The 19,634-nt window shown below is 72.0% G+C and carries 17 protein-coding genes; 8 read left to right on the top strand and 9 right to left on the bottom strand.

Annotation, left to right across the window (positions count from 1 at the left end):
• Positions 1–86: 86 nt before the first annotated feature.
• From LN042_RS03985 to LN042_RS03995, 3 genes are all read right to left on the bottom strand, one after another.
• Positions 87–695 (bottom strand): GNAT family N-acetyltransferase, encoded by a 609-nt coding sequence (locus LN042_RS03985; RefSeq protein WP_230048417.1) that lies wholly within the window; start codon positions 693–695, stop codon positions 87–89.
• Between the two features lie 147 nt (positions 696–842).
• Positions 843–1,100: a dsRBD fold-containing protein gene (locus tag LN042_RS03990; RefSeq protein WP_230048418.1), complete on the bottom strand. Its 258-nt coding sequence runs from the start codon at positions 1,098–1,100 to the stop codon at positions 843–845.
• Between the two features lie 260 nt (positions 1,101–1,360).
• Positions 1,361–2,329, bottom strand: a complete 969-nt coding sequence (locus tag LN042_RS03995) for an ROK family protein (protein ID WP_230048420.1) — start codon at positions 2,327–2,329, stop codon at positions 1,361–1,363.
• Between the two features lie 119 nt (positions 2,330–2,448).
• Between LN042_RS03995 and LN042_RS04000 the strand changes: the two genes are divergently transcribed.
• Positions 2,449–3,087 carry a hypothetical protein gene (locus LN042_RS04000; RefSeq protein ID WP_230048422.1) on the top strand — a complete coding sequence of 213 codons (639 nt, stop codon included), beginning with the start codon at positions 2,449–2,451 and terminating at the stop codon, positions 3,085–3,087.
• 160 nt (positions 3,088–3,247) lie between these two features.
• Here LN042_RS04000 and LN042_RS37605 read toward each other — a convergent pair whose 3' ends face one another.
• The 3 genes from LN042_RS37605 to LN042_RS04015 form a co-directional block, all read right to left on the bottom strand.
• Positions 3,248–5,209: an Ig domain-containing protein gene (locus LN042_RS37605; protein WP_230048424.1), complete on the bottom strand. Its 1,962-nt coding sequence runs from the start codon at positions 5,207–5,209 to the stop codon at positions 3,248–3,250.
• Positions 5,210–5,309: 100 nt separating this feature from the next.
• On the bottom strand, positions 5,310–5,996 hold the full coding sequence (locus LN042_RS04010; RefSeq protein ID WP_230048426.1) for a DinB family protein: 687 nt from the start codon (positions 5,994–5,996) through the stop codon (positions 5,310–5,312).
• A gap of 266 nt (positions 5,997–6,262) precedes the next feature.
• Complete coding sequence (locus LN042_RS04015) at positions 6,263–7,099, bottom strand: pentapeptide repeat-containing protein (protein WP_230048428.1); 837 nt, start codon at positions 7,097–7,099, stop codon at positions 6,263–6,265.
• A 226-nt stretch (positions 7,100–7,325) separates the two neighbouring features.
• Here LN042_RS04015 and LN042_RS04020 point away from each other — a divergent pair, with 226 nt between their 5' ends.
• The 3 genes from LN042_RS04020 (at position 7,326) to LN042_RS04030 (ending at position 10,922) form a co-directional block, all read left to right on the top strand.
• Positions 7,326–7,997, top strand: coding sequence for a CHAP domain-containing protein (locus tag LN042_RS04020; protein ID WP_230048430.1), 672 nt, complete (start codon positions 7,326–7,328; stop codon positions 7,995–7,997).
• 715 nt (positions 7,998–8,712) lie between these two features.
• Positions 8,713–9,471, top strand: a complete 759-nt coding sequence (locus tag LN042_RS04025; RefSeq protein WP_230048432.1) for a GNAT family N-acetyltransferase — start codon at positions 8,713–8,715, stop codon at positions 9,469–9,471.
• Between the two features lie 110 nt (positions 9,472–9,581).
• Positions 9,582–10,922 carry a proline-rich domain-containing protein gene (locus tag LN042_RS04030; protein ID WP_230048433.1) on the top strand — a complete coding sequence of 447 codons (1,341 nt, stop codon included), beginning with the start codon at positions 9,582–9,584 and terminating at the stop codon, positions 10,920–10,922.
• A 72-nt stretch (positions 10,923–10,994) separates the two neighbouring features.
• On the opposite strand, the gene LN042_RS04035 is transcribed toward LN042_RS04030, so the two are convergent.
• Positions 10,995–13,073 (bottom strand): phosphocholine-specific phospholipase C, encoded by a 2,079-nt coding sequence (locus LN042_RS04035; RefSeq protein ID WP_230048435.1) that lies wholly within the window; start codon positions 13,071–13,073, stop codon positions 10,995–10,997.
• Between the two features lie 323 nt (positions 13,074–13,396).
• Between LN042_RS04035 and LN042_RS04040 the strand changes: the two genes are divergently transcribed.
• Entirely contained in the window at positions 13,397–14,050 is a 654-nt protein-coding gene (locus LN042_RS04040; protein ID WP_230048485.1) for a DUF6518 family protein, read from the top strand.
• A 538-nt stretch (positions 14,051–14,588) separates the two neighbouring features.
• On the opposite strand, the gene LN042_RS04045 is transcribed toward LN042_RS04040, so the two are convergent.
• Complete coding sequence (locus LN042_RS04045) at positions 14,589–15,944, bottom strand: ricin-type beta-trefoil lectin domain protein (RefSeq protein ID WP_230048437.1); 1,356 nt, start codon at positions 15,942–15,944, stop codon at positions 14,589–14,591.
• Between the two features lie 235 nt (positions 15,945–16,179).
• Here LN042_RS04045 and LN042_RS04050 point away from each other — a divergent pair, with 235 nt between their 5' ends.
• Positions 16,180–16,803 carry a histidine phosphatase family protein gene (locus tag LN042_RS04050; protein WP_230048439.1) on the top strand — a complete coding sequence of 208 codons (624 nt, stop codon included), beginning with the start codon at positions 16,180–16,182 and terminating at the stop codon, positions 16,801–16,803.
• Positions 16,804–16,963: 160 nt separating this feature from the next.
• Here LN042_RS04050 and LN042_RS04055 read toward each other — a convergent pair whose 3' ends face one another.
• Positions 16,964–17,962 carry a zinc-dependent alcohol dehydrogenase family protein gene (locus tag LN042_RS04055; RefSeq protein WP_230048440.1) on the bottom strand — a complete coding sequence of 333 codons (999 nt, stop codon included), beginning with the start codon at positions 17,960–17,962 and terminating at the stop codon, positions 16,964–16,966.
• A gap of 114 nt (positions 17,963–18,076) precedes the next feature.
• Here LN042_RS04055 and LN042_RS04060 point away from each other — a divergent pair, with 114 nt between their 5' ends.
• Together LN042_RS04060 and LN042_RS04065 are read left to right on the top strand one after the other, a co-directional pair.
• Positions 18,077–18,457, top strand: coding sequence for an ArsR/SmtB family transcription factor (locus tag LN042_RS04060; protein ID WP_230048442.1), 381 nt, complete (start codon positions 18,077–18,079; stop codon positions 18,455–18,457).
• 52 nt (positions 18,458–18,509) lie between these two features.
• Entirely contained in the window at positions 18,510–19,565 is a 1,056-nt protein-coding gene (locus tag LN042_RS04065; protein WP_230048444.1) for an alpha/beta hydrolase, read from the top strand.
• Positions 19,566–19,634: the final 69 nt, after the last annotated feature.

Here is a 19,634-nt window from a genome sequence, read left to right on the forward strand (position 1 = left end):
CCGACCGGTTCGCGCGTGCGCACGGTCCCGAGGAGGGCCCAGCCCGCGCCGGGTGGGCCCGCGAAATCCCGGAGCCGGCCGGGGAGTCAGCCCCGCCGGGGCGTGCGCAGCCGGTCGCGCGCGGCGAGGAACTCGGCGCGCTGCCGGCTCACCAGCCACTCGTCGGCCAGCAGCGACCAGATCTCCTTGGCCTGCCGGCCGCCATCGTGGGGGTAGCGGGCACGCAGCACCCCGTCCAGGCTCATTCCGGCCCGCTCGGCGACCGCCTGGCTGCGGGTGTTCTCCGGGCTGGTCACCCACTCGACGATCGGCATGCCGCGCTCCACCAGGGCGTACTCGATCAGGTGCCGCACCCCTGCGGAGATCAGCCCGAGCCCCTCGCCGGCCGGCTCGGCCCAGACCCCGATCTCGGCGACCCCCTGCGCGGAGTCGAAGTGCGGGAACATCACCCCGCCCACCAGGGTGCCGTTCAGCCAGATGCCGTAGATCCGGGCGGTGTCCGCGGCGGTGCCGTCGGCGTACCGCTGCAGGGTGGCGCGTGCCGAGTCCAGGTCGGTGCTGCGCGATGCGAAGTTGATGAACGGGTCCAGGTTGGCCCGCGCCCGGTCCATGTGCGCGAGGAACTCCTCGGCGTGGTGCGGCTCCAGTGGGCGGAGCTCGGCAGGCAGGGTCTCGGACAGCGGTACGGCGAACACCGGTTCTCCTCGGGGCACAGCATGCATAACAAACGTTTGGTACGTGGCAGGAGCCTAACCCGGCCGGGAGCGTCCGGGGTGGGCGGGGCCTCGCGGGCTTGCGCGGGCGGGGAGCTCGGCGTGCCTGGCCGAGGGCCCTCGGGCGGGCTACTCCCGGGCGGCCGGGTCGTTGCCGGTCGCCTCCGCGGTGCCAGCGCGGAGCAGCTGGTGGCCCAGCTCCACCAGGGCCCGGCCGGCGGCGAATTCGTCGCCGATCTGCGGCACCTGCGTGTCCCGCGGATTGCGGCGCGCGCTGCTGGTGGTCTCCAGCACGCCCTCGCCGGTGTCCAGCACGGCGTGCACCGTGGTGTCGTCCCCGTCCTCGGTGAGCTCCAGCCGCAGCTGCCACTCCTTGGTACGAACCATCCCGACCAGCCTCCTAGACGCCAATCCCCATCCTGCGCCCACCCGGACCGCCCCGCCGAACGCACCGTACTCCGCCCGTGGGGTGTGGCATCCTGGGCCGGTGCTCATGGTTGGCCGGGTAATCGGCGGTGGCGACCTGCGGAGGGTGCTGCCGCTGCTGGAGCGGCTGGCGGGCGGCGCTGGGCCCGGGCCCCGGGCCGGAGGTGGCCCGGGTGGCCGCCTCCGGGGGAGCGGCTGACGGGCGCGGGCTGAGCGCTCGGTCAGCGGGTCGCGGCGAGGGCCAGTGCGGCCGCCCCGATCACCCCCGCGTCGGTGCCCAGCTGCGCCGGAGCGACCACCAGGCCGCGGGTGTACGAGAGCGTGGCGTAGCTGTCGAGGTGGCGCCGCAGCGGAGCGAGGAACAGCTCGCCGGCCTGGGCGACACCGCCGCCGATCACCGCCGCCTCCAGGTCGACCAGCGCGGCAGTGCCGGCGATGCCCACCGCGAGCGCCCGGGCCGCGCGGTCGAAGGCGGCCAGCGCCGGCGGATCCCCCGCCCTGGCGGCCCGGGCCACGGCCACCGCGGAGTCGTCGTCGCCACTCGGCCGCCAGCCGGCCGCGCGGGCGTGGCGGGCGATGGCGGTGCCACTGGCCAGCCCTTCCAGGCAGCCGCGGGAACCGCAGGCGCACGGCTCGCCGTCCGGATCGATGCTGATGTGGCCGAGGTGGCCGGCGTTGCCGCTCGGCCCGGGATGCACCTGGCCGTTCAGCACCAGGCCGGCGCCGACGCCGGTGGAGACCACGATGCAGAGCGCGTTGCGGTACGGCCGCGCGGCGCCGCGCCAGTGCTCGGCGGCCGCCATCGCGACCGCGTCGCCGCCCAGCACCACCGGCCGGTCACCGACCGCGGGGTGCTTCTGCACCTGCTCGACCAACGGAAAATCGCGCCACCCGGGGATGTTGACCGGGCTGACCGTGCCGGACCGGATGTCCACCGGCCCGGCGCTGCCGACGCCGACGGCGGTGGCCTCGGACCACAGCGGGTGCTCGGCCAGCGCGTCCACGGCCCCGGCCACCGCGGCGAACACCGACTCGGCCGACTCCCTGGCCGGGGTGGGAACTTGGCAGCGGTGCAGCAGGGTGCCGGCCCCGTCGACGAGCCCGGCGGCGATCTTCGTGCCGCCGATGTCCACGGCCGCGATCAGGGCGGTTCCAGGGTTGCTCACTCGGGGCACGGGGTGGCTGCTCATGATCTGGAGCATACGGGGCCGGCGTTCGGTGCGACGGAGGAACCGCTCCCGCGGTCACGGGCTGTCAGCCGTCACCGCTAGCGTCCCCACCACGACGTCCGGGAACGGGGGAAACGATCGTGAGCTTCCTGGGGATGTGGGTGGTGGTCCCGTTGCCCGACGCGGTGGTGGCGGAGCTGGCGCCGGTGTTGAAGCCGGTCATAGCAGAGCAGCAGAGCTCGCCGGAGACACGCGCGTTGTGGGAGGAGTGGGTGCAAGCGCCGGAGCGGGTCCGGGGGTTGCGACGCCGGCGCCGGCCTGACGAACCGGTGTCGGAGGCCGAGAGCGAGGCGTTCATGGAACTGTCCAGCGCCTGCCCGCTGGACGAGCACGTCGAGCTCCTCTACGAGGCGATGAACCAGTCGCCGAAGGAGTGGCACGACCTGGCAGTCTGCGCCGGATGCCGCAAGGGCTATCCGGCGGCAGCACTGGCGCACGGCCTGGGCCCGGCCCGTTTCGCGATGCTGCCCGGCTGGTTCGGCGACTTCGTGCTCACCGCCGAAGAGGTCCGCGCCGGCTTGCCCGCCGTCACCGCCGCGCTGGAGCTGAACCCCGAGCAGCGGCGTGCCGTCGAGCAGCGCACCGCCGAGTGGCTCTGCGAGATGGGTGACGGTGACCCGGGGGAAGCGGATGCGATGCTGGACCGGCTGGTGCCGCTGTGGCGCGGGGCGGTCGAACGCGGGGCAGGCCTGCTGGGTTGCATGATCATCCCGAGCTGACACCGGGCCCGGCGGCTGGGCCACCCGACGGACCGGCGGTGGTCTGCCCGTACGGACCGGCGGTGGGTCCGCCCCCGGCCGTTCGACCGGGGGCAGACCCACCTGGATGCCTCAGCAGTGCTCCACCTTCAGTGGTGCCCCACCTCAGTGGTTCTCCACCTCAGTAGAGCTTCACCGAGGCGTCGTCGATCAGGAACGCGGTCTGGCCGCTGGTCTCGTGGGCGACCAGCTTGATGCCGACCGTGGAGCCGAACTCCGGTGACACGAAGGGCGTCAGGTCCAGTTGCTGCAACTGGTAGCCCTTGGTGGCGTTCTGGTTGTTCCACGTCCGCACGGTGCCGAGGTAGTTGCCGCTCCACTGGTCGTAGAGCTCCAGCGAGAGGAAGTCGACCGGCGGGCCGGCGGCAGCCGTGGTGCCCGGGGTGTTGCCGGTGATGTTCAACCAGAAGGAGAGGTGCTCCTTGGTGTAGCCCGGGGTGGTCTCGATCCACTGGGTGATCGAGTCGTCGGTCGCGGTGTTCTGGCCCAGCCAGGCGTACTTCGTCCCGCTGTGCGGCTGCTGCGCGCTGGACGGAGTGATGATGTTGTAGCCGGACGGGTTCCAGACGCCGTGGTCACTGGTGCCGTTCTCGAAGCCGGCGTCATTGAGCTGCTCGATCGCGGTGCAGCCGAGCTGCGGGCCCTTGAAGAAGCCGGCCTTGAAGGTCTGGCTCTGCGAATTGCCCTGGTCGTCCTGGCCGGTGACGGTGATGGTCTTCCAACCGGTGCTGCTGGTGGTGCCGGTGATGTGGCCCGTGGTGGCGTTGATCTTCAGGCCACTGGGCAGGCCCTTGGCGCTGTAGCGGATCGGGCGCCCGGCGGTGTCGGAGGCGAGCACCGGGATGTCCACCGGCTTCCCGCTCTGCACGGTCTGCTCGCACGGCTGGGTGACCAGCAGCGGGGAGTTGGTGAACAGCGGGTCGTCGCCCGTGCAGAGGTGGTCGTAGTTGGACCACATGGTCTGCACCGGGAAGCTACCGGTGGAGAGCTTGAGGTTGAACATCCCGCCGTTGGTGCCGACCGGGATCCAGGAGCACTTGTCGGCGATCTCCTGGCCGGTGGCGTCCGTCCAGGCGCCGATGGGGTTCTGGTCGGTGATGGTCTCGGCGTACTCGTGGCCGCCGATGATGCCGTAGCCGTCGAGGCGGCCGCGCGGACCGGGGTTGATCCAGTTGGTGCCGCACGGGCCGACGTCGGTCAGGTACGGCATCAGGGTGTAGGCCACGGTGCCGGCCGAGGGGGTCCGCATGAAGGTGTGCCAGGCGCAGTAGCCCAGCTCCTTCCACTTGTCGGAGTCCTCGCCCTGCGGGGTGTTGATGATGTACTGGACGTTGCGGTTCTGGTCCGGGGTGGCGTTGCCGAAGTGCTTTGCGGCGGCGAGCGCTTCGGCCGCGATCTGCGGCTCGGTGGCGGCCTGCGGGGAGGGTGCCGTGTTGTCGTACCAGACGCCGGCCAGGGTCTGCCCGGCCTGCGGGAAGCCGACGTGGTTGGCGCCCGCGGGGCAGGAGGTGGAGCCGGGCGTGATGCCCTCGCAGTACTGGGTCATCACCTTGGACCAGGTGTCGGTGCTGCTGCCCAGGCCCTTGAAGAACTCCTGCTGGTAGGGCGCGGCCTGGTCGGGGTCACCGGACAACGTGGTGTCACCGGTGGCGGGGTCGGTGCCCTGGGTGCCCCACTGGCTGCCCCAGTAGATCAAGTAGACCTTCGGGGGCCCGGTGGTGACGCCGATCGAGTCCTGCCCGCCGCGGTAGGTCATCTGCAGGTCGTAGTTGTTGTGCGTGATGACCTTGCCGGTGGCGTTCGCTCCGGCCGCGTTGGCGGCCTTCTGCTTGGCGAAGGTGTCGGCGTTGGGCATCACGTTTGGGCGGGTGGCGCCGAGTTGCACCCAGGTGCCGTTGATCTGCTGCCAGCCCTCGCTGGCGGGGTGGGTGTCCGGGCTGGTGGCGGCGGTGGCGCTGCTGGGCGGAGTGATGGGCTGCGCGCCGGCCGTACCGCTGAGGCCGGCGGTTGCGACGCCTAAGGTGAGGCCGGTCAGCAGCAGTCGTTTCAGTGCGCTACCGGCGCGGGAGCGTGCTGTGGGCACGAGGGGTCCTGACTCTCAGTGAACGGGAACGGCGGCAACCGTCGACAGGCGCTCTGCGGCGGCGGTCGACGGTGCCGTGTGCAATAACACATGTCACCCGTCACAGGGTCAAGGCCTCCGGCGCGATGTTCTCCGGACGACCCGGGTGCCGAGCCCGACTATCGGACGGCAGGCCCCGATCCCGGTGGAGGTCGCGCAGCAGGGCGATCTCGGCACCGTGGTGCAGCACTTCCTGGTTCACCCACCAGACCACCTCGACGAACGGCTCCTCCGCATCGCCGCCGTACGGATAGGTGCAGTGGCCGACCTCGTCGAGCGCCGCATCGTCCGTCCTGAGCAGCGCGCCGCGCCAGGCCTCGGCGGCCGACGTCAGGATGGCGACCGCCGAGGCGGCGTCGGTGCCCACCGGACAGTCGTCGAAGGTCATCGACCGCCCGCCGACCGTGTAGTCCGCGCGCAGCGCGAGCAGCTCGCTGAGGTGGGTCATCCGCCAGGCGATCGTGGTGAACGGCGGCGGCCAGGGGTGCTCACCGGACGCGCTGTCGCGTCCCCAGTCGCCGCCGCCGAGCAGCCGGGTCGCCCGAGGCCCGGGCCCATCCGTCCGGGGCCGCACCGACCAGCAGCCGGCCACCGGCTCCCAGAGGTACTCCTCGTCGGTCAGCGGGTCGGTCCTGATCGGCGTTCCGTTGCCGCTGTCCATCACCGGACCGGTCAGCCGGTCCCGCAGCCGCTGGTACGCGAAATCGAACTGTGCCAGTAGGGGGCCGAGCCGTGCGGGTGTCGCCACCGTGGTACTCCTCCGTGAGACGGCAAACGCGTCGAACGCTGCCACGGCGGGCTCCCGGGCGCATCTCCTTTTATCGCTGACCGGCCGTCAGGTCGCTTGCCCGGCTTGGGTGACCCGCCAGGACCACCGGGACGCCTCGGCTGGGCGCTTCGCCGCCTGCCCGGGGCCGCCGGGCGCTTCGCCGCCCGCCCGGGCTGAGCGAGCGGCCGACGGTCAGCGAGCGGCCGACACCTGGAGCCGCCCGGGGCCGTGTGGCGCCGGCGGGCCTAGGACCAGTGCGCGGGCCGGGTGAGGGCAGCCGGCAGCGCGGTGGCGGCGTCGCCCTTGGCGGCGTTGAGCTGGGCCTGGGTGAGGAAGAGGGCACCGGTGAGGTCGGCGCCCCGCAGGTCGGCGTCCCGCAGGTCGGCGCCGATCAGGTCCGCCGAGCGCAGATCGGCCTTCCTGAGGTCGGCCGCGACCAGCAGCGCGCCGCGCAGGCTGGCGCCGCGCAGATCGGCGCCGGCGAGCTTCGCACCCATCAGGTCGGCACCCCGGTGGTTGCGCTTCTTGCCGGGCACCTTGGCCCGGGCCAGCTCGCCGGCTCGGAGCAGCAGCTCGTTGGCCTCGCCGCGCAGCGCCATCACGTCGACCTCGGTGATCGACTCGGCACTGCCCCGGGTGAGGCCGTCCACCTTGTCGTGGGCGCGGCGCAGTTGCTCGTGCACCGAGCGGGCCTCGGGCAGGTCGAGCGCCTCCGCGATGTACCAGAGCAGCTCGTGCAGGTGCCGCATGACCGGGAAGACCTGGAACATCAGCCGTGAGCTGCCCGGTTCCTCGCGCCAGCTCCTGCCGCCGAACGTCACCTGGGAGACCTTCTGGCCGGCGCCGAAGCAGTCGAAGACCGTGCAGCCGGAGAAGCCCTCCTGCCGCAGCTCCGCGTGGATGCCGCAGCGGAAGTCCTGCTGGAGGTTGTGGCACGGCCGGCCGGCGTCCTTGCCGGTCGCGAAGTCGGCGGAGCGGGCGAACGGCAGCGCGACGCAGCAGAGGCCGAAGCAGTTCGCACAGTCGGCCAGCAACTCCTGGCGGCTGTCGTGGCGGGCTGGGGTGTTGGGCTGCTGGGACACCTTGGTTGATCTCCTGCCGACTGTCTCGGAACCGCTCCATTCTCCCAGACGCCCCGGCCCCCGCCGAACGCGGAGGCCGGGGTCGCACATCTGCGCCAACCGGGTGGACCCGGGCGTCGTGCCACGCCGGTGCGTCGGCCGGGCGGCGCGGGAGTGGTCCGATGGTGCTCCCGATCCCCGCCGAACGGAGGCGTTACCGATGCGCTCGTTCCGCCGCGCCCTTCTCATGACCAGCACGACCCCCAGGCCCGCACTGCCCCGGCGCGCGGTCGCGCTGGGGGCGCTGCTCGCCGCCGCACTGGTCGCGGCGGACGGCTCGACGGCCTTCGCGGCGGATGCCGCCTTCGGCTGGCACCCGGGACTCGGTGCCGCACTGCTGGCACGCGCGAACGAGGGGCGCGGAGCAGGGACCTGTTCCACCGTCAACCCGGAGCGGAACGTGCTCGGTGGCACCGCGTTCGGCGAGAGCTGCACCGGGAACGGCGGTGAGCCCGAGTACTGGTGCGCGGACTTCGCCAAGTGGGTATGGCAGCACGCGGGCGCCGACGTCACCGGCCTGGACGGCTGGGCGCACAACTTCGTGGACCATGCGCACGCCAACGGCAGCAGGGTCCACACCGATCGCGGCTACCGCCCGCGGCTGGGCGATGCCGCCGTCTACTCCGTCCACCACGTCGGCATCGTGACCGCCGTCAGCCGGGACGGCTCCGTCGAGATCACCAACGGCGACTGGGGCGGCGAGGACATCCCGGGCGATCTCCGCACCGAGGAGGCACACTTCGCCAGGACCTCCCGGGTGGTCACCGAGCGGGTGGCGGCCGCACAGGCACCGGTCAACAGCTTCCAGACGGCGCAGCACTACGTCGTCACGGCCTATGTCACGCCCCGAGGACGCTGAATCGCCTGGAGGGCACTCGACGAGCCGGCAACCCCTGCCAGGGATTCTCGGGTGCCCTGGCTGCTGCCCGTGCCGGTAAGAGGTCCGGGCCGTTCGGTCACCGCATGGCCCGGCGGGCGTGGATCGTCGCGGCCGGCATCGAGACCATCGCCGAACTCGGCTACGCCCAGGCCTCGTTCGCCCCCATCGCCGAGCACACCTAGCTGAGTGGCACCCGGCTGATCTGCTGCGACATCGCGGGTGAGGACGACCTGGTCCGAGCGGTCATGGCCGACGTCCACGCGAACACGGCGCGGCCCTACGACCGCCGCTCCGGCCGCTACGCCCCGCTCGTCGAACCGGCCCGCGGTCCGACCGGCAAGCGCGGAGGTCGCGGTGCCTGACACGGTCGCCCGCGCGACCCCTTGCGGACCCCTTGCGTGACCTCTTGTGCGACCCCTTGCGCGTCGCCCGACCCGCGTGGGACGATCTTCCAGCCCCGCACAACGCGGGCACTTCTCATCGAAGGAATGAAGACCTATGGCCCCGGCGTCCTTCAGCGGCCGCCGCCGGTACTGAGCGACTGCTCCAGCCCAACCAGCAGTAATCGCCGTACCGTTCACCCCAGCGGTGGCCCCACGAAAGCGCGGACTGACGTCTCGTCAGCAACCGCCGCGCTCGCTCGTTGAAGCATCCTGCCTTCATCCATCTCGTTTTTCGTGAGGTCAACACCACCGTGGACTCCGTCGTCCAGAACTTCGCCGTTGCCAACCTGCGCCGCCGCCCCGAGGTCGTCGAGACCGGGGGATTCGTGGTCGGGATCGACCCCGGCACCGCCAGTCCGTTCATCAACTACGCCACCCCGCTGCCCGGCGCCCGGCCGGGCGAGGCCGATGTCGCCGCGCTGATCGCGGTCTTCCGGGAGCGCGGTCTCAAGCCCCGCCTGGAGTTCGCGCCCAACACCGCGCCCGAGGTGGCGCCGGCGCTGCTCGCCGCCGGCTTCACCGTCGAGGAGACCCACGAGTACCTGGTCTGCACCCCGGACACCCAGACGCCGCCGCTGCCGGCAGCCGACCGTCCGACGGTCGAAGTCCCCTCGCTGGACGAGGAGTTCGCCGCCATCGACGCGGCGCTCGCCGAGGCGTTCGGCGGCGTCTTCGCCCACTCTCCGGAGGGCGTCGCCCGGTTGCGCCGGACCCAGCAGAACGGCGGGGCCGTGCGGTTCGTCCGGGCACCCGACGGGAGCTGCGCCGGCGGGGCGTCCTGCTCGGCCCCGGCGGTGGGCACCTCGGAGCTGTCCGGGGTCGGCACCCGGCCGGAGTTCCGCCGCCAGGGCATCGCGGGCGCCGTCACCGCCGCGCTGACCGAGGCGATGTTCGCACAGGGGGCCCAGTCGGTCTGGTTGGAGTACTCCGGCGATGGCTCGCGCCGGGTCTACGAGAGCGTGGGCTTCCGGCCCCAGGGCACCCGCCTGTACATCTCCCTGGAGGGCTGAGCGAGTTCGAGGCGGGGGCGGTCCCGGCTGCCCCCGCCGCTGCGCATGATCAGTAAGATGACGCCCGATCATGGGGGCGCCCTCGTCGGCGCGGACGAGGGAGCCACAGCGTGTTCGGAATCATCAGGCCGTGCGGGCACCGGCTGTCGGAGAAACTGAAGACGTCCTGGATGGCGCACCTGTGCGGGCTCTGCCTGGCGCTGCGGGACGACCACGGCCAGCTGGCCCGGACCGCCACGAACTACGACGGGCTGATCATCTCGGTGCTGGTCGAGGCGCAGCGTCCGGCCGCCGCGAAGGCGCACGGCCGGCGCACGGCCGGACCGTGCCCGCTGCGCGGCATGCGGTCGGCCGAGGTGGCGAAGGGCGAGGGGGCCCGGCTGGCGGCAGCCGTTTCGCTCGCCCTGGCCTCGGTCAAGGTCCGGGACCATGTGCTGGACGCCGACGGGGTGTTCGCCCGCCGCCCGGTGGCGGTCGGCGCCCGCGCGGTGGCCCGCCGCTGGGACAGGCAGAGCGCGGGCAGCGGTGCGGTGGTCGGGTTCGACACCGCCGTACTGCTGGACGCCGCCTCCCGCCAGGGCGAGTTGGAGCGGGCCGCGATACTCGGCAGCTCGGTGCTGCTGGTCACCGAGCCCACCGAGACCGCGACGGCGGCCGCCTTCTCCCACACGGCGGTGCTGGCCGAGCGCCCCGGCAACGCCGCCGCGCTCAGCGAGGTGGGCCGCCTCTTCGGCCGGCTCGCCCACCTGTTGGACGCGGCCGAGGACCAGGAGGCGGACGACAAGGCCGGTGCCTGGAACCCGCTGACCGCCACCGGCACCTCCCGGGCGGAGGCCGAGCGCCTCTGCCGGGATGCCGTGCACGGAATCCGCCTCGCTCTCAAGGACGTTGAGCTCACCGACAAGGCGCTGACCCATCTGCTGCTGGCGCACGAGACCGAGGCGGCGGTGGAGCGGGTCTTCGGGTACCGGCACGGCCCCGGCTGCGCCACCAAGTCGACGGGCGCCACGGGCTCGCACCACCCGTACCAGGGGAATCCGTCCCCGGGGAACCCCTACCAGGGCAACTCCTACCCGGCCGGGCCGTACCAGGGCGGTCCCTACCAGGACGCGCCGCCGCCCGGCAACCCGTACCACTACGGCGGGGGCCGGCCGCCGATGCCGCCGCAGACGCCGGGCAAGCCGCCGCGCGGTCCGCTGGCGGGGTGCGCGATGTGGGCGCTGCTCGCCTGCACCTGCCAACTGCTCTGCTGCGAGCACGACCACCCGTTCACCCGCGAGCCGCGCAAGGGCTTCTGCCAGCGGCATGAGTGCTGCGACTGCTGTGATTGCTGCGACCCGTGTGACTGCAGCTGCCAGAGCTGCCAGTGCTGCTGTGAAGCCGAGAGCGACGGCTGCTGCGACGGGTGCGACTGCGATTGCGACTGCTGCAGCTGCTGCGACTGCAACTGATTCCATCGGCAGGGGCGCGGCTTCCCTGTGGAAGTCGCGCCCCTGCCACCTCTTCTGCCTAGCCGACGGGCATCAGCCGCTCACGCTCGTGCGACCGGTTTCGATGTGGCCGGTGGCGCGACGGCTCCAGCCGGAGTCACCGCTGACGGTGACGGTGAAGTCGTACCAGCCGTTGCAGATCGCGACGTTGTTGAAGAAGTCGGTCACCGTCGCGCCCGGGGCGACCTGATAAGTCCAGGTTCCGGAACGGTAGTTGGTCGAGGTGATGGTGAACGTCACGGCGGCGCTGCCGGTGTTGGCCAGCTTGAACCAGACGGCCAGCTGACCCGTGTCCGGCGCCGGGGCGTAGTAAGTCGACGCCTCGGCGGTCTTGCCGGCCGCGGTGGCGTCACCGGTGAAGTGGCGCAGGAAGCGGTTCGGGCCGTACACGCTCAGGTCGTACTGGCCGTTGCCGTAGTTGGCGCCGATGTTGAAGAAGTCGCTGGCGCTTCCGTCGGTGCCGGTGGCGGCGTTGTGGGGCGCCACGGTGTACTGCCAGGGACCGCCGGTGCGGTGGGCGTTCGCGTAGATCGAGTAGTGGGCGTAGGCGGTGGCCTGCGGACCCTGGTTGGCCATGTCGATCCAGAGCAGGATCTGGTTGTTGGCGTCGTACTCGATCCGGTCCACCCAGGCGTTGGGCTGGTAGGGCAGCGCGCGGGCCGGCTTGGTGCCGGGCTCCTGGGTGGGCATCGCATTGGTGCCCGGGCTCGGGTTGATCTGCAGGTTGGCGGTCGCCTGGCTGATGGTGGCGCTGGTGTCCGGCAGGCTGGGCACGCCGTACACCGGGTTGGCGAAGTCGAAGGCGCCGGTGAGGTCGCCGCAGACCTGCCGGCGCCAGGTGCTGATGTTGGGGCAGACGGCCGGGGTGCCCAGTGCCGCCGTCCAGGTCTCCAGGAACCGGATGACGCTGGTGTGGTCGTAGACCTGGGAGTCGACCCAGCCGCCGCGGGTCCACGGGGAGGCGATGATCATCGGGACCCGGAAGCCGAGGCCGATGTTGGTGCCGCCGTAGAACTCGCCGGCGGTGTTGGCCGGGGCCGCCGGCGGCGGTACGTGGTCGAAGAAGCCGTCGTTCTCGTCGTAGTTGAGGAACAGGACGGTGGAGTTGAAGACGTCCGGGTTGGCGGCCAGTGCCTGCAGCACCAGGTTGACGAAGTGCGCGCCGTTCTCCGGCGGGCCGTCCGGGTGCTCGGAGAACAGCTGGTTGGCGACCACCCAGGAGACCCGCGGGAGGGTGCCGTTGACCGCATCGGCCTTGATCGCATTGGCGATGTCGTCCGGCGTGGAGCCGCTGCTGGGCACCGAGCCCATGCCGTACTGCGCCAGCGGGCTCGAACTCGGCGCGCTGGTGAACTGGTTGAAGTAGGCCAGGCCGTTGTCGCCGAAGTTGTCGGAGGCGTTCTGGTAGACCTTCCAGCTCACTCCGGCGTTCTGCAGCGCCTCCGCGTAGGTCTGCCACTTCAGGCCGGACTCGGAGCCGCCGTCGTAGGCCGGGCCGCCCGCCGTGCCGGCCGGGTCGATCATGCCGGACCACAGGTAGGTGCGGTTGGGGCCGGTCGCCGAGAGGATCGAGCAGTGGTACGCGTCACAGATGGTGTACGCGTCGGCCAACGCGTAGTGGAACGGGATGTCCGACCGGTTCATGAAGCCCATGGTCCGATTGCTGCCCTTGGCGGCGACCCAGGAGTCCATCTTGCCGCCGTTCCAGGCCTGGTGCTGGGTGGACCAGGAGTGGTCGAGCGACCCGTCGCACTGGGCCAGCGTCTCACCGCTCGACCCCCACCACCAGGTGCCGGTCGCGCTCAGCTGCCACGGGTACTGCCGACCGCTGCCGTCCTGCTGGTTGAACACGCTGTTGCCGTCGGGCAGTTGGATGGCCGTCCGGTCACCGAAGCCGCGCACGCCCTTCAGCGTGCCGAAGTAGTGGTCGAAGCTGCGGTTCTCCTGCATCAGGACCACGACGTGCTTGACGTCGGTGATCGTACCGGTGGCACCGGCACCGGTGGTGGCGGCGGTGGCACGCTGGGCGGCACCGGGGAGTGCCTCCAGGCCGACGGCCGCGCCGAGCGCGGCGGCGGAGCCCAGGAACGTGCGGCGGGTGACGGGGGACACCAAGGCCTCCGGGGGGGAGTAAGCTATACAACTTTGGTAGTAGGACTATCCGGCAAGCAGGTTGCGACTCGTCGGTAACAATGTGGCGGTCAGATGAAACCGAGCGGACGGTTCACCGTCAAGAGGGTCGGCGACGCGCGCACTTGCTGAGCGATTCCAGTGAAGGACGCCGACTGGGTGGTGGTGTCGCGCCTGCGCCCGGTCGGGCCCGCGCTCCGGTGAACCGCTCGGGCAGCGCGGGGCGTCCCATGGGGAGAGGCGAGCCCTTGCTCAGCCAGTTGTTGCTGTGAACCGGACGATCAGGAGAAATGCCCCCCGTGACCATGACCGAGCGCCCAGTACAGATGTCCGCCTCCCGGGCCGTCCCGGTCCGCCCATGGGTGCTCTGCGCGGTGGCCCTGCTGGTGGGGTTGGCAGGAGGCGCCCTGACTTCCTTCGGTCAGAGCGTCCTCCCGCACGGTTGGAGCGCGCTCGCGAACTCCGCCTCGACGTGGGTCGTGATCGCTTTCCTCGCCGGTCTCCGGGCTGATCGGCGCTGGCCGTGGGCGGCGGGGGCGGGAGCGCTCTCCCAGCTCGGCCTCGTCGTCGGGTACTACGCGACCTCGGAGGTGCGAGGCTTTGCCGCTGACACGGGCTCGGTGGTGATCTGGATCGTCGCCGGAGCCGTCGCGGGCCCGGTCTACGGCGCAGCCGGGGCACTCCTGCGCCACGGCCGACGCGCCGTCAGGACGGCGGCGGCCGGCGTCACGGGATCGGTGTGGGCCCTGGAAGGGATCGCCTTCCTTGCCCTGGCGACGAGTTCCGACGGAGGGCCGGGAACGACCGCAGGCTGGTGCTATCTCGTCGTCGGCATCGGATTGCCCCTCGCCCTCACTCGAGGTGTGCGGGACCGGGCATGCGCTCTCCTGGTGCTGGCCGCCGGCACGGGTGCGGCCGGAATCGCAACGTACTTCCTCGAGGAGGCATTCAAGCGCTGAGCCCGCGAGCCCGACCAGGTCCCTGGCCTCCGGGCCGCGGTCACTGCCGGCATCGGGCCGGATGCAGAGCTTTCCTTGAGGTACGGGCCGGGTGGCGAGTGCCATGCTGGTCGGCAGTTGATTCGGCGAGCGGGGGAGTGGCGTGGACGGTCACAGTGGCGGGGGCGGCTTCGGGGGATACCACGGTGGTGGGCACCACCACGGCGACTCGGGGACTCCTGTCCCCTGGGTCGCCGTGGCGGGTCACAGCGGTGGGGGCGACTTCGGGGGGCACCATGGTGGTGGGCAGCACCACGGCGACTCGGGGTCTGCCGCGCCCTGGGCGGGCGGTGGTGAAGAGGCGGGCGGGCAGCCGGTGATGTCCGGGGCCTCGGTGGGGCTGGCGGGACTGGTGGGGCGGCGGGGGTGGCTGGCCGCCGTCGGGGTGCTGGTGGCGTTCTGCGGACTGGTGCTGCTGCTGTCGCTGTTCACCCGCTGACCTGGGGCTGGTCTGCGGCGGGGCTGCCGCAACTGCCGGTCGTGGCAGCCCCGCCGCACATCAACTGGGCAGTCTCCACTGCTGGTTGGCGTTCCCGGTGCAGTCCCAGATCTGTACCTGGGTGCCCGGGGTGGTGGACCAGCCGGTGTCGTCAAGGCACTTGTTGGACTGCGGATTGTAGAGCGAGCCGTTGGGCTGCGGGATCCAGACCTGGGCGGCCGTGTTGTTGCAGGTGTAGAGGTCGACGGTGGTGCCGTTGGCGGTGCCGCCGCTGTTGATGTCCAGGCACTTGCCGAGCGCGTGCAACGTGGTGCCGGCCTGGACGAAGGTCCACTGCTGGGCGCTGGTGCCGTTGCAGGTGTAGACCTGGACGGGGTTGAAGTCGGCGGTGCTGCCGTTGCGGTCGTCCAGGCAGAGCCCGGCGTAGCCCACCACCGGTCCGCCACCCGAACCGCCGCCGCTGGAGCCGCCGTTGGTGGTGTAGGCGGCGACGTAGCCGACGCTCATCGTGCCACCGGAGGCGGTGGCCGAGGTCGGCGTGGTGCAGCCGCACACGCCGTTGGGGAACCCGCCGCCGATCGCCAGGTCGAAGATGATGGAGAGGTTGTGGTCGAAGGCCTGCTGCCAGACGGCCGCGCCGACCTGACTCTCGGCGACGCTGAAGTAGGCGGCGCCGTCCAGGTACCAAGTGATGGTCTCGGCCGAGGTGTTGGTGCGGTCGAGGATCATCGCGTAGGTGTGGAAGCCGCCTTGGCAGCCGGCGCAGGCCCGCAGCCCGCTGCCGATCCCGTTGCCCTCGTTGCAGACGCCGCCGGGGTAGGTGCCGCAGTGAATGGTCCCGGCCACCTCGGAGAGGGAGTTGACGTCCTCCATGATGTCGATCTCACCGTTCTCGGGCCACTGACCCGGACCCAGCATCCAGAACGCCGGCCAGTAGCCGGGGCCGCCGGTGGGTTGCCGGATGTCGGCGGTGACCTCCAGCTTGCCGCCGGCCGGTGCGCCGACCAGCGCGCTGGGTGTGCGGATCCGGCCGGAGGTCCAACTGCCGCCGTTGTTCAGGGCGGTGATGTCGAGATGGCCATTGCCGTCCAAGTGCACATTGCTGGTCGAGTCGGTCATGGTCTCGATCTCGCCGGTACCGAAGTTCGAGCCGGGACCGGTGTCGTGGGTCCAGTCGGCGGCGGACGGCGCGCTGCCGGCGGCGCCGGAGAAGTCGTCGCTGAACACGGTCGTCCAGCCGGCCGGGGGCGGGGGCGGCGTGGCGGCCGCTGCCGGGGTGGCGGGGGTGATCACGACGGCGAGCGCGGCCACCAGCGCCGCGACCGCCGAACCGGCGGCCCAGCGGTGGAGCAGGCGGGGCACGCGGTGGAGGCGGCGGAGGCGGCGGAAGGTGTGGGGGATGGTCCGGGAAGGCATGCGCGGCTCCCTGATTCGACTGACGCGGATTCAACTCCTGGAGTAAGGGACACGTCAATACGCCGAACGGCGTTGGATCGACGGGATCGTCGATTCAACTAATGGACGATCACGGTCCTGCGTGGCCTGGTGACCGATCAGCTGTAGAAGGGGAACCGGGGGCGTACGGACGCACGTCAGGGAGGGGAGGATGCGGCGGGAGCCGCCCGGGGGACGAACAGGGAGCACACAGGACATGACCGGCACGGCGACCCGCTACCTCTACCTGGTCCGGCACGGCGAGGCGCTGCCCGACGAGAGCGGTCTGTCGGCGAACGGGCGGCGGCAGGCCACGCTCATCGGGCAGCGCCTGGCCAAGCGGCCGATCTCGTTGGTGCAGCACGGTCCGCTCCGCCGGGCCGCGCAGACCGCGCGACTGATCGCGGAGCAACTGCCGGGCGCCGGGCTGTGCGAGGTGGAGTGCGCCGGTGACTACGTCCCGTCCTTCCCGTTGCGTTCGGAACTTCCGCCGGAGGCAGCGGACCGGCTGATGGGCTTTCTCGCGCAGGCCACGCCCGAGGAGCGGGAGCAGGGGCCCGGGCTGGCCCGGCAGGCGGTGGAGCGCTTCACCGGCCCGGTCGTCGGTGACCACGAGCGCCATGAACTGGTGGTGACCCACAGCTTCCTGGTGGCCTGGCTGGTCCGGCACGCCCTGGGTGCGCCCGAGTGGCGCTGGCTCGGGCTCAACCAGGGCAATGCCGCGCTGACGGTGATCCGGTACGCGCCCGGGCGGCTGCCGTCGCTGCTGGTGCACAACGACGTGGACCACCTGCCCGCCGAGCTCCGCTGGACCGGGTTCCCGCCCGAACTACGGGTCTGACGCGCCCGGGTTCGCGCCCGAGCGCCGGTGTGACGCGCTCGCGTTCCCGCCCGAGCCCGCCGGGGGCCGGCCGGTGTGACGTCCGCTCCCGCCCGGCGGGCTGGGCGGCTGCGCACCCGCCTGACCGGCCAGCGCGGTGTCAAGGCCAGCGGCCGACAGCTCAGTGCGACACGGTGACCACGATCTTGCCGATCTGCGCGTTGGACTCCAAGTGGCGGTGTGCGTCGACGATCTGGTGCAACTCGAAGGTCCGGTCCACCACCGAGCGGAAGGCGCCGGACCGCAGCCCGGCGACGATGAAGGCCTCGGCCCGGCGCAGCCGCTCGGGGTGCCGGCTGACCTCGTGCATGGTGTACGACCGGATGGCGAGAGCGGGCAGGCCGAGCTCGATGCCGGGGTACGGGGTGGGCTCGCCGCTGAGCGCGCCGTAGACGACGTGCGTGCCCTCGGGGGCGACGAGCCGGGCCAGTGCGGTGATGCCGGGGCCGGCGACGGCGTCGAAGACGAGCTCGGCCCCCCGGCCGTCGGTGGCCGCGAGCACCCGTGCGGCGACGTCCTCCTGCTCGGTGACGATCACCTCCGCCGCGCCCTCCTTCAGCAGCGCCTCCTTCTTGGCCTCGGTGCGCGTCAAGGCGATCGCGCGGGCGCCGATCCGGTTGGCGAGGTGGATGGCCGCCAGACCGGTGCTGCTGGAGGCCGCGTTCAGCAGCACGGTGTCGCCGGGCCGCATGCCGCCGGCCTCCACCAGTGCGCCGTAGGCGGTGAGATAGGGCATCCAGACCGAGGCGCCGGCCACCGGGTCGAGTTCCGCGGGGCGGTGCAGCAGCGCGTCGGCGGGAACCAGGGCCCGCTCCGCGTAGACCCCGTAGTCGTTCTGCGAGAAGCCGGGCACGGTGCTGACCGGCTGGCCGGGCCGGAAGCCGGCGACGCCGTCGCCGACCGCCTCGACCACGCCGGCGGCCTCGGTGCCCAGTCGTGCCGGGAACTGCTTGACGTCCTCGATGTAGTTGCCGGTGCGGAACAGCACATCGGCCCGGTTGAGCCCGATCGCATCAATCCGGATCCGCACCTCGCCGGGGCCGGGCTCGCCGACCGCCACCTCCTGAAGTCGCATCACCTCAGGGCCGCCGAGCTCGTGGAACAGCACTGCCTTGGTCATCGCTTCGTCCTCCCCTGACCTCATTCGGTCCGTCCCGGCGATCTGACCGGGCTCCCCACTCAAACGGAAAGTTCGACCGCTGTCAAACTTTGATGCTGGTCGTACCATGGGCCCATGGACGCCGATCGCACCCCGCACCACCCCGACCTTCGGACCGTCACCCTGCAACAGGTCCTCGAAGCCCTGGTGGACCCGGTCCGGCGCAGCATCGTCGCGCACCTCGCCGGCGCCAGCGCCGATGTCAAGTGCGGTGAGTTCGAACTCCCGGTCAGCAAGTCCACGGCCACCCACCACTTCCGGATCCTGCGTGAGGCCGGGTTGATCCGGCAGTACTACGCGGGCACCGCGCGGATGAACGAGCTTCGCGGCGAGGAGGTCGAGGCGGCCTTCCCGGGCCTGCTGGCGGCGGTGATCGAGGCGGAACACGCTGATCGGGAACGGACCGGGCACCAGGGGCCGGCCGGGGCCCTGCCCAACTCGGCTACCGTCGGGTAGTTTTGTCGCGACCTCGACCGGCGGCCGGTGGGGGCGGCGAGAGGGAGGTCCGATGGCGGTTCCGTTGCAGGTCCGACTGCAGGCGGCGGCGCTGCGCGCGGTGTACGGGCTGCCCGCGCCGCTGCGCCGGGCGATCGCCGGGCCGCAGGTGCGCCGCGACGGACAAGTGCTGGCGCTCGACGCCCAGTTGCTGCTGCGGCTGCAGCAGCTCTCCGGCGAGGGCCTGGTGCACCGCAGCGGCCTGGTCGACCCGTCCCGGACGGGAGTCGAGTACTCGCGGCACACCCTCGGTGGCGCCCGGATCGAGCCGATGAGCGTCCGCGAGATCCCGATACCGGCTGAGCACGGCGAGCTTTCCGCCACCCTCTACACCCCGGCGGGCATCGGCGACGAGCCGTCCGGGCTGCTGGTCTTCTACCACGGCGGCGGCTGGGTGCTCGGCTCCCGGGCCAGCCACGACGGCGCCGCCCGGTTCCTGGCCCGGCACGCGGGCGTCCGGGTGCTCTCGGTGGAGTACCGGCGCGCGCCCGAGCACATCTTCCCGGCGGCCGTGGACGACGCGCTGGCCGCCTTCGACCACGCCCACGCCAAGGCGGCCGACCTCGGCGTGGACCCGGACCGGATCGCGGTCGGCGGCGACAGCGCCGGCGGTAACCTCGCGGCCGTCGTCGCCCAGCTCGCCGTCGCCCGGGGCGGCCCGTCCCCGGCCTTCCAGCTGCTCTGCTACCCGGCCACCGACGGTTCCCGGCGCCGCCGCTCCCGCGAGCTGTTCGGCGACGGTTTCCTGCTGACCAGTGCCCAGATGGACTGGTTCGCCGACCACTACGCGCCCGTCGGCGTGGACCGCAAGGACCCGCGGATGTCCCCGCTGCTCGCCGCCGACCTCGGCGGTCTGCCACCGGCCTACATCGCCACCGCCGGCTTCGACCCGCTGCGCGACGAGGGCGAGGCCTATGCCGAGCGGCTGCGCGAGGCCGGCGTCCCGGTGGCGCTCAGTCGGCAGCCCGACCTGATCCACGGCTACCTGAGCTACCTCGGTGTCGGCCGCCGCTTCCGCGAGGCCGCCGCCGAGGCAGCCGGCGCGCTGCGCATGGCGCTCAGCCGCTGAGCGTCCGGCAGCACGACTCGCCGGGCAGCTTGCTGACCGGCTCCCCAGCCGAACCGCAGGTCAGGATGG

This window comes from Kitasatospora humi, from assembly GCF_020907985.1.
GTDB lineage: Bacteria > Actinomycetota > Actinomycetes > Streptomycetales > Streptomycetaceae > Kitasatospora > Kitasatospora humi.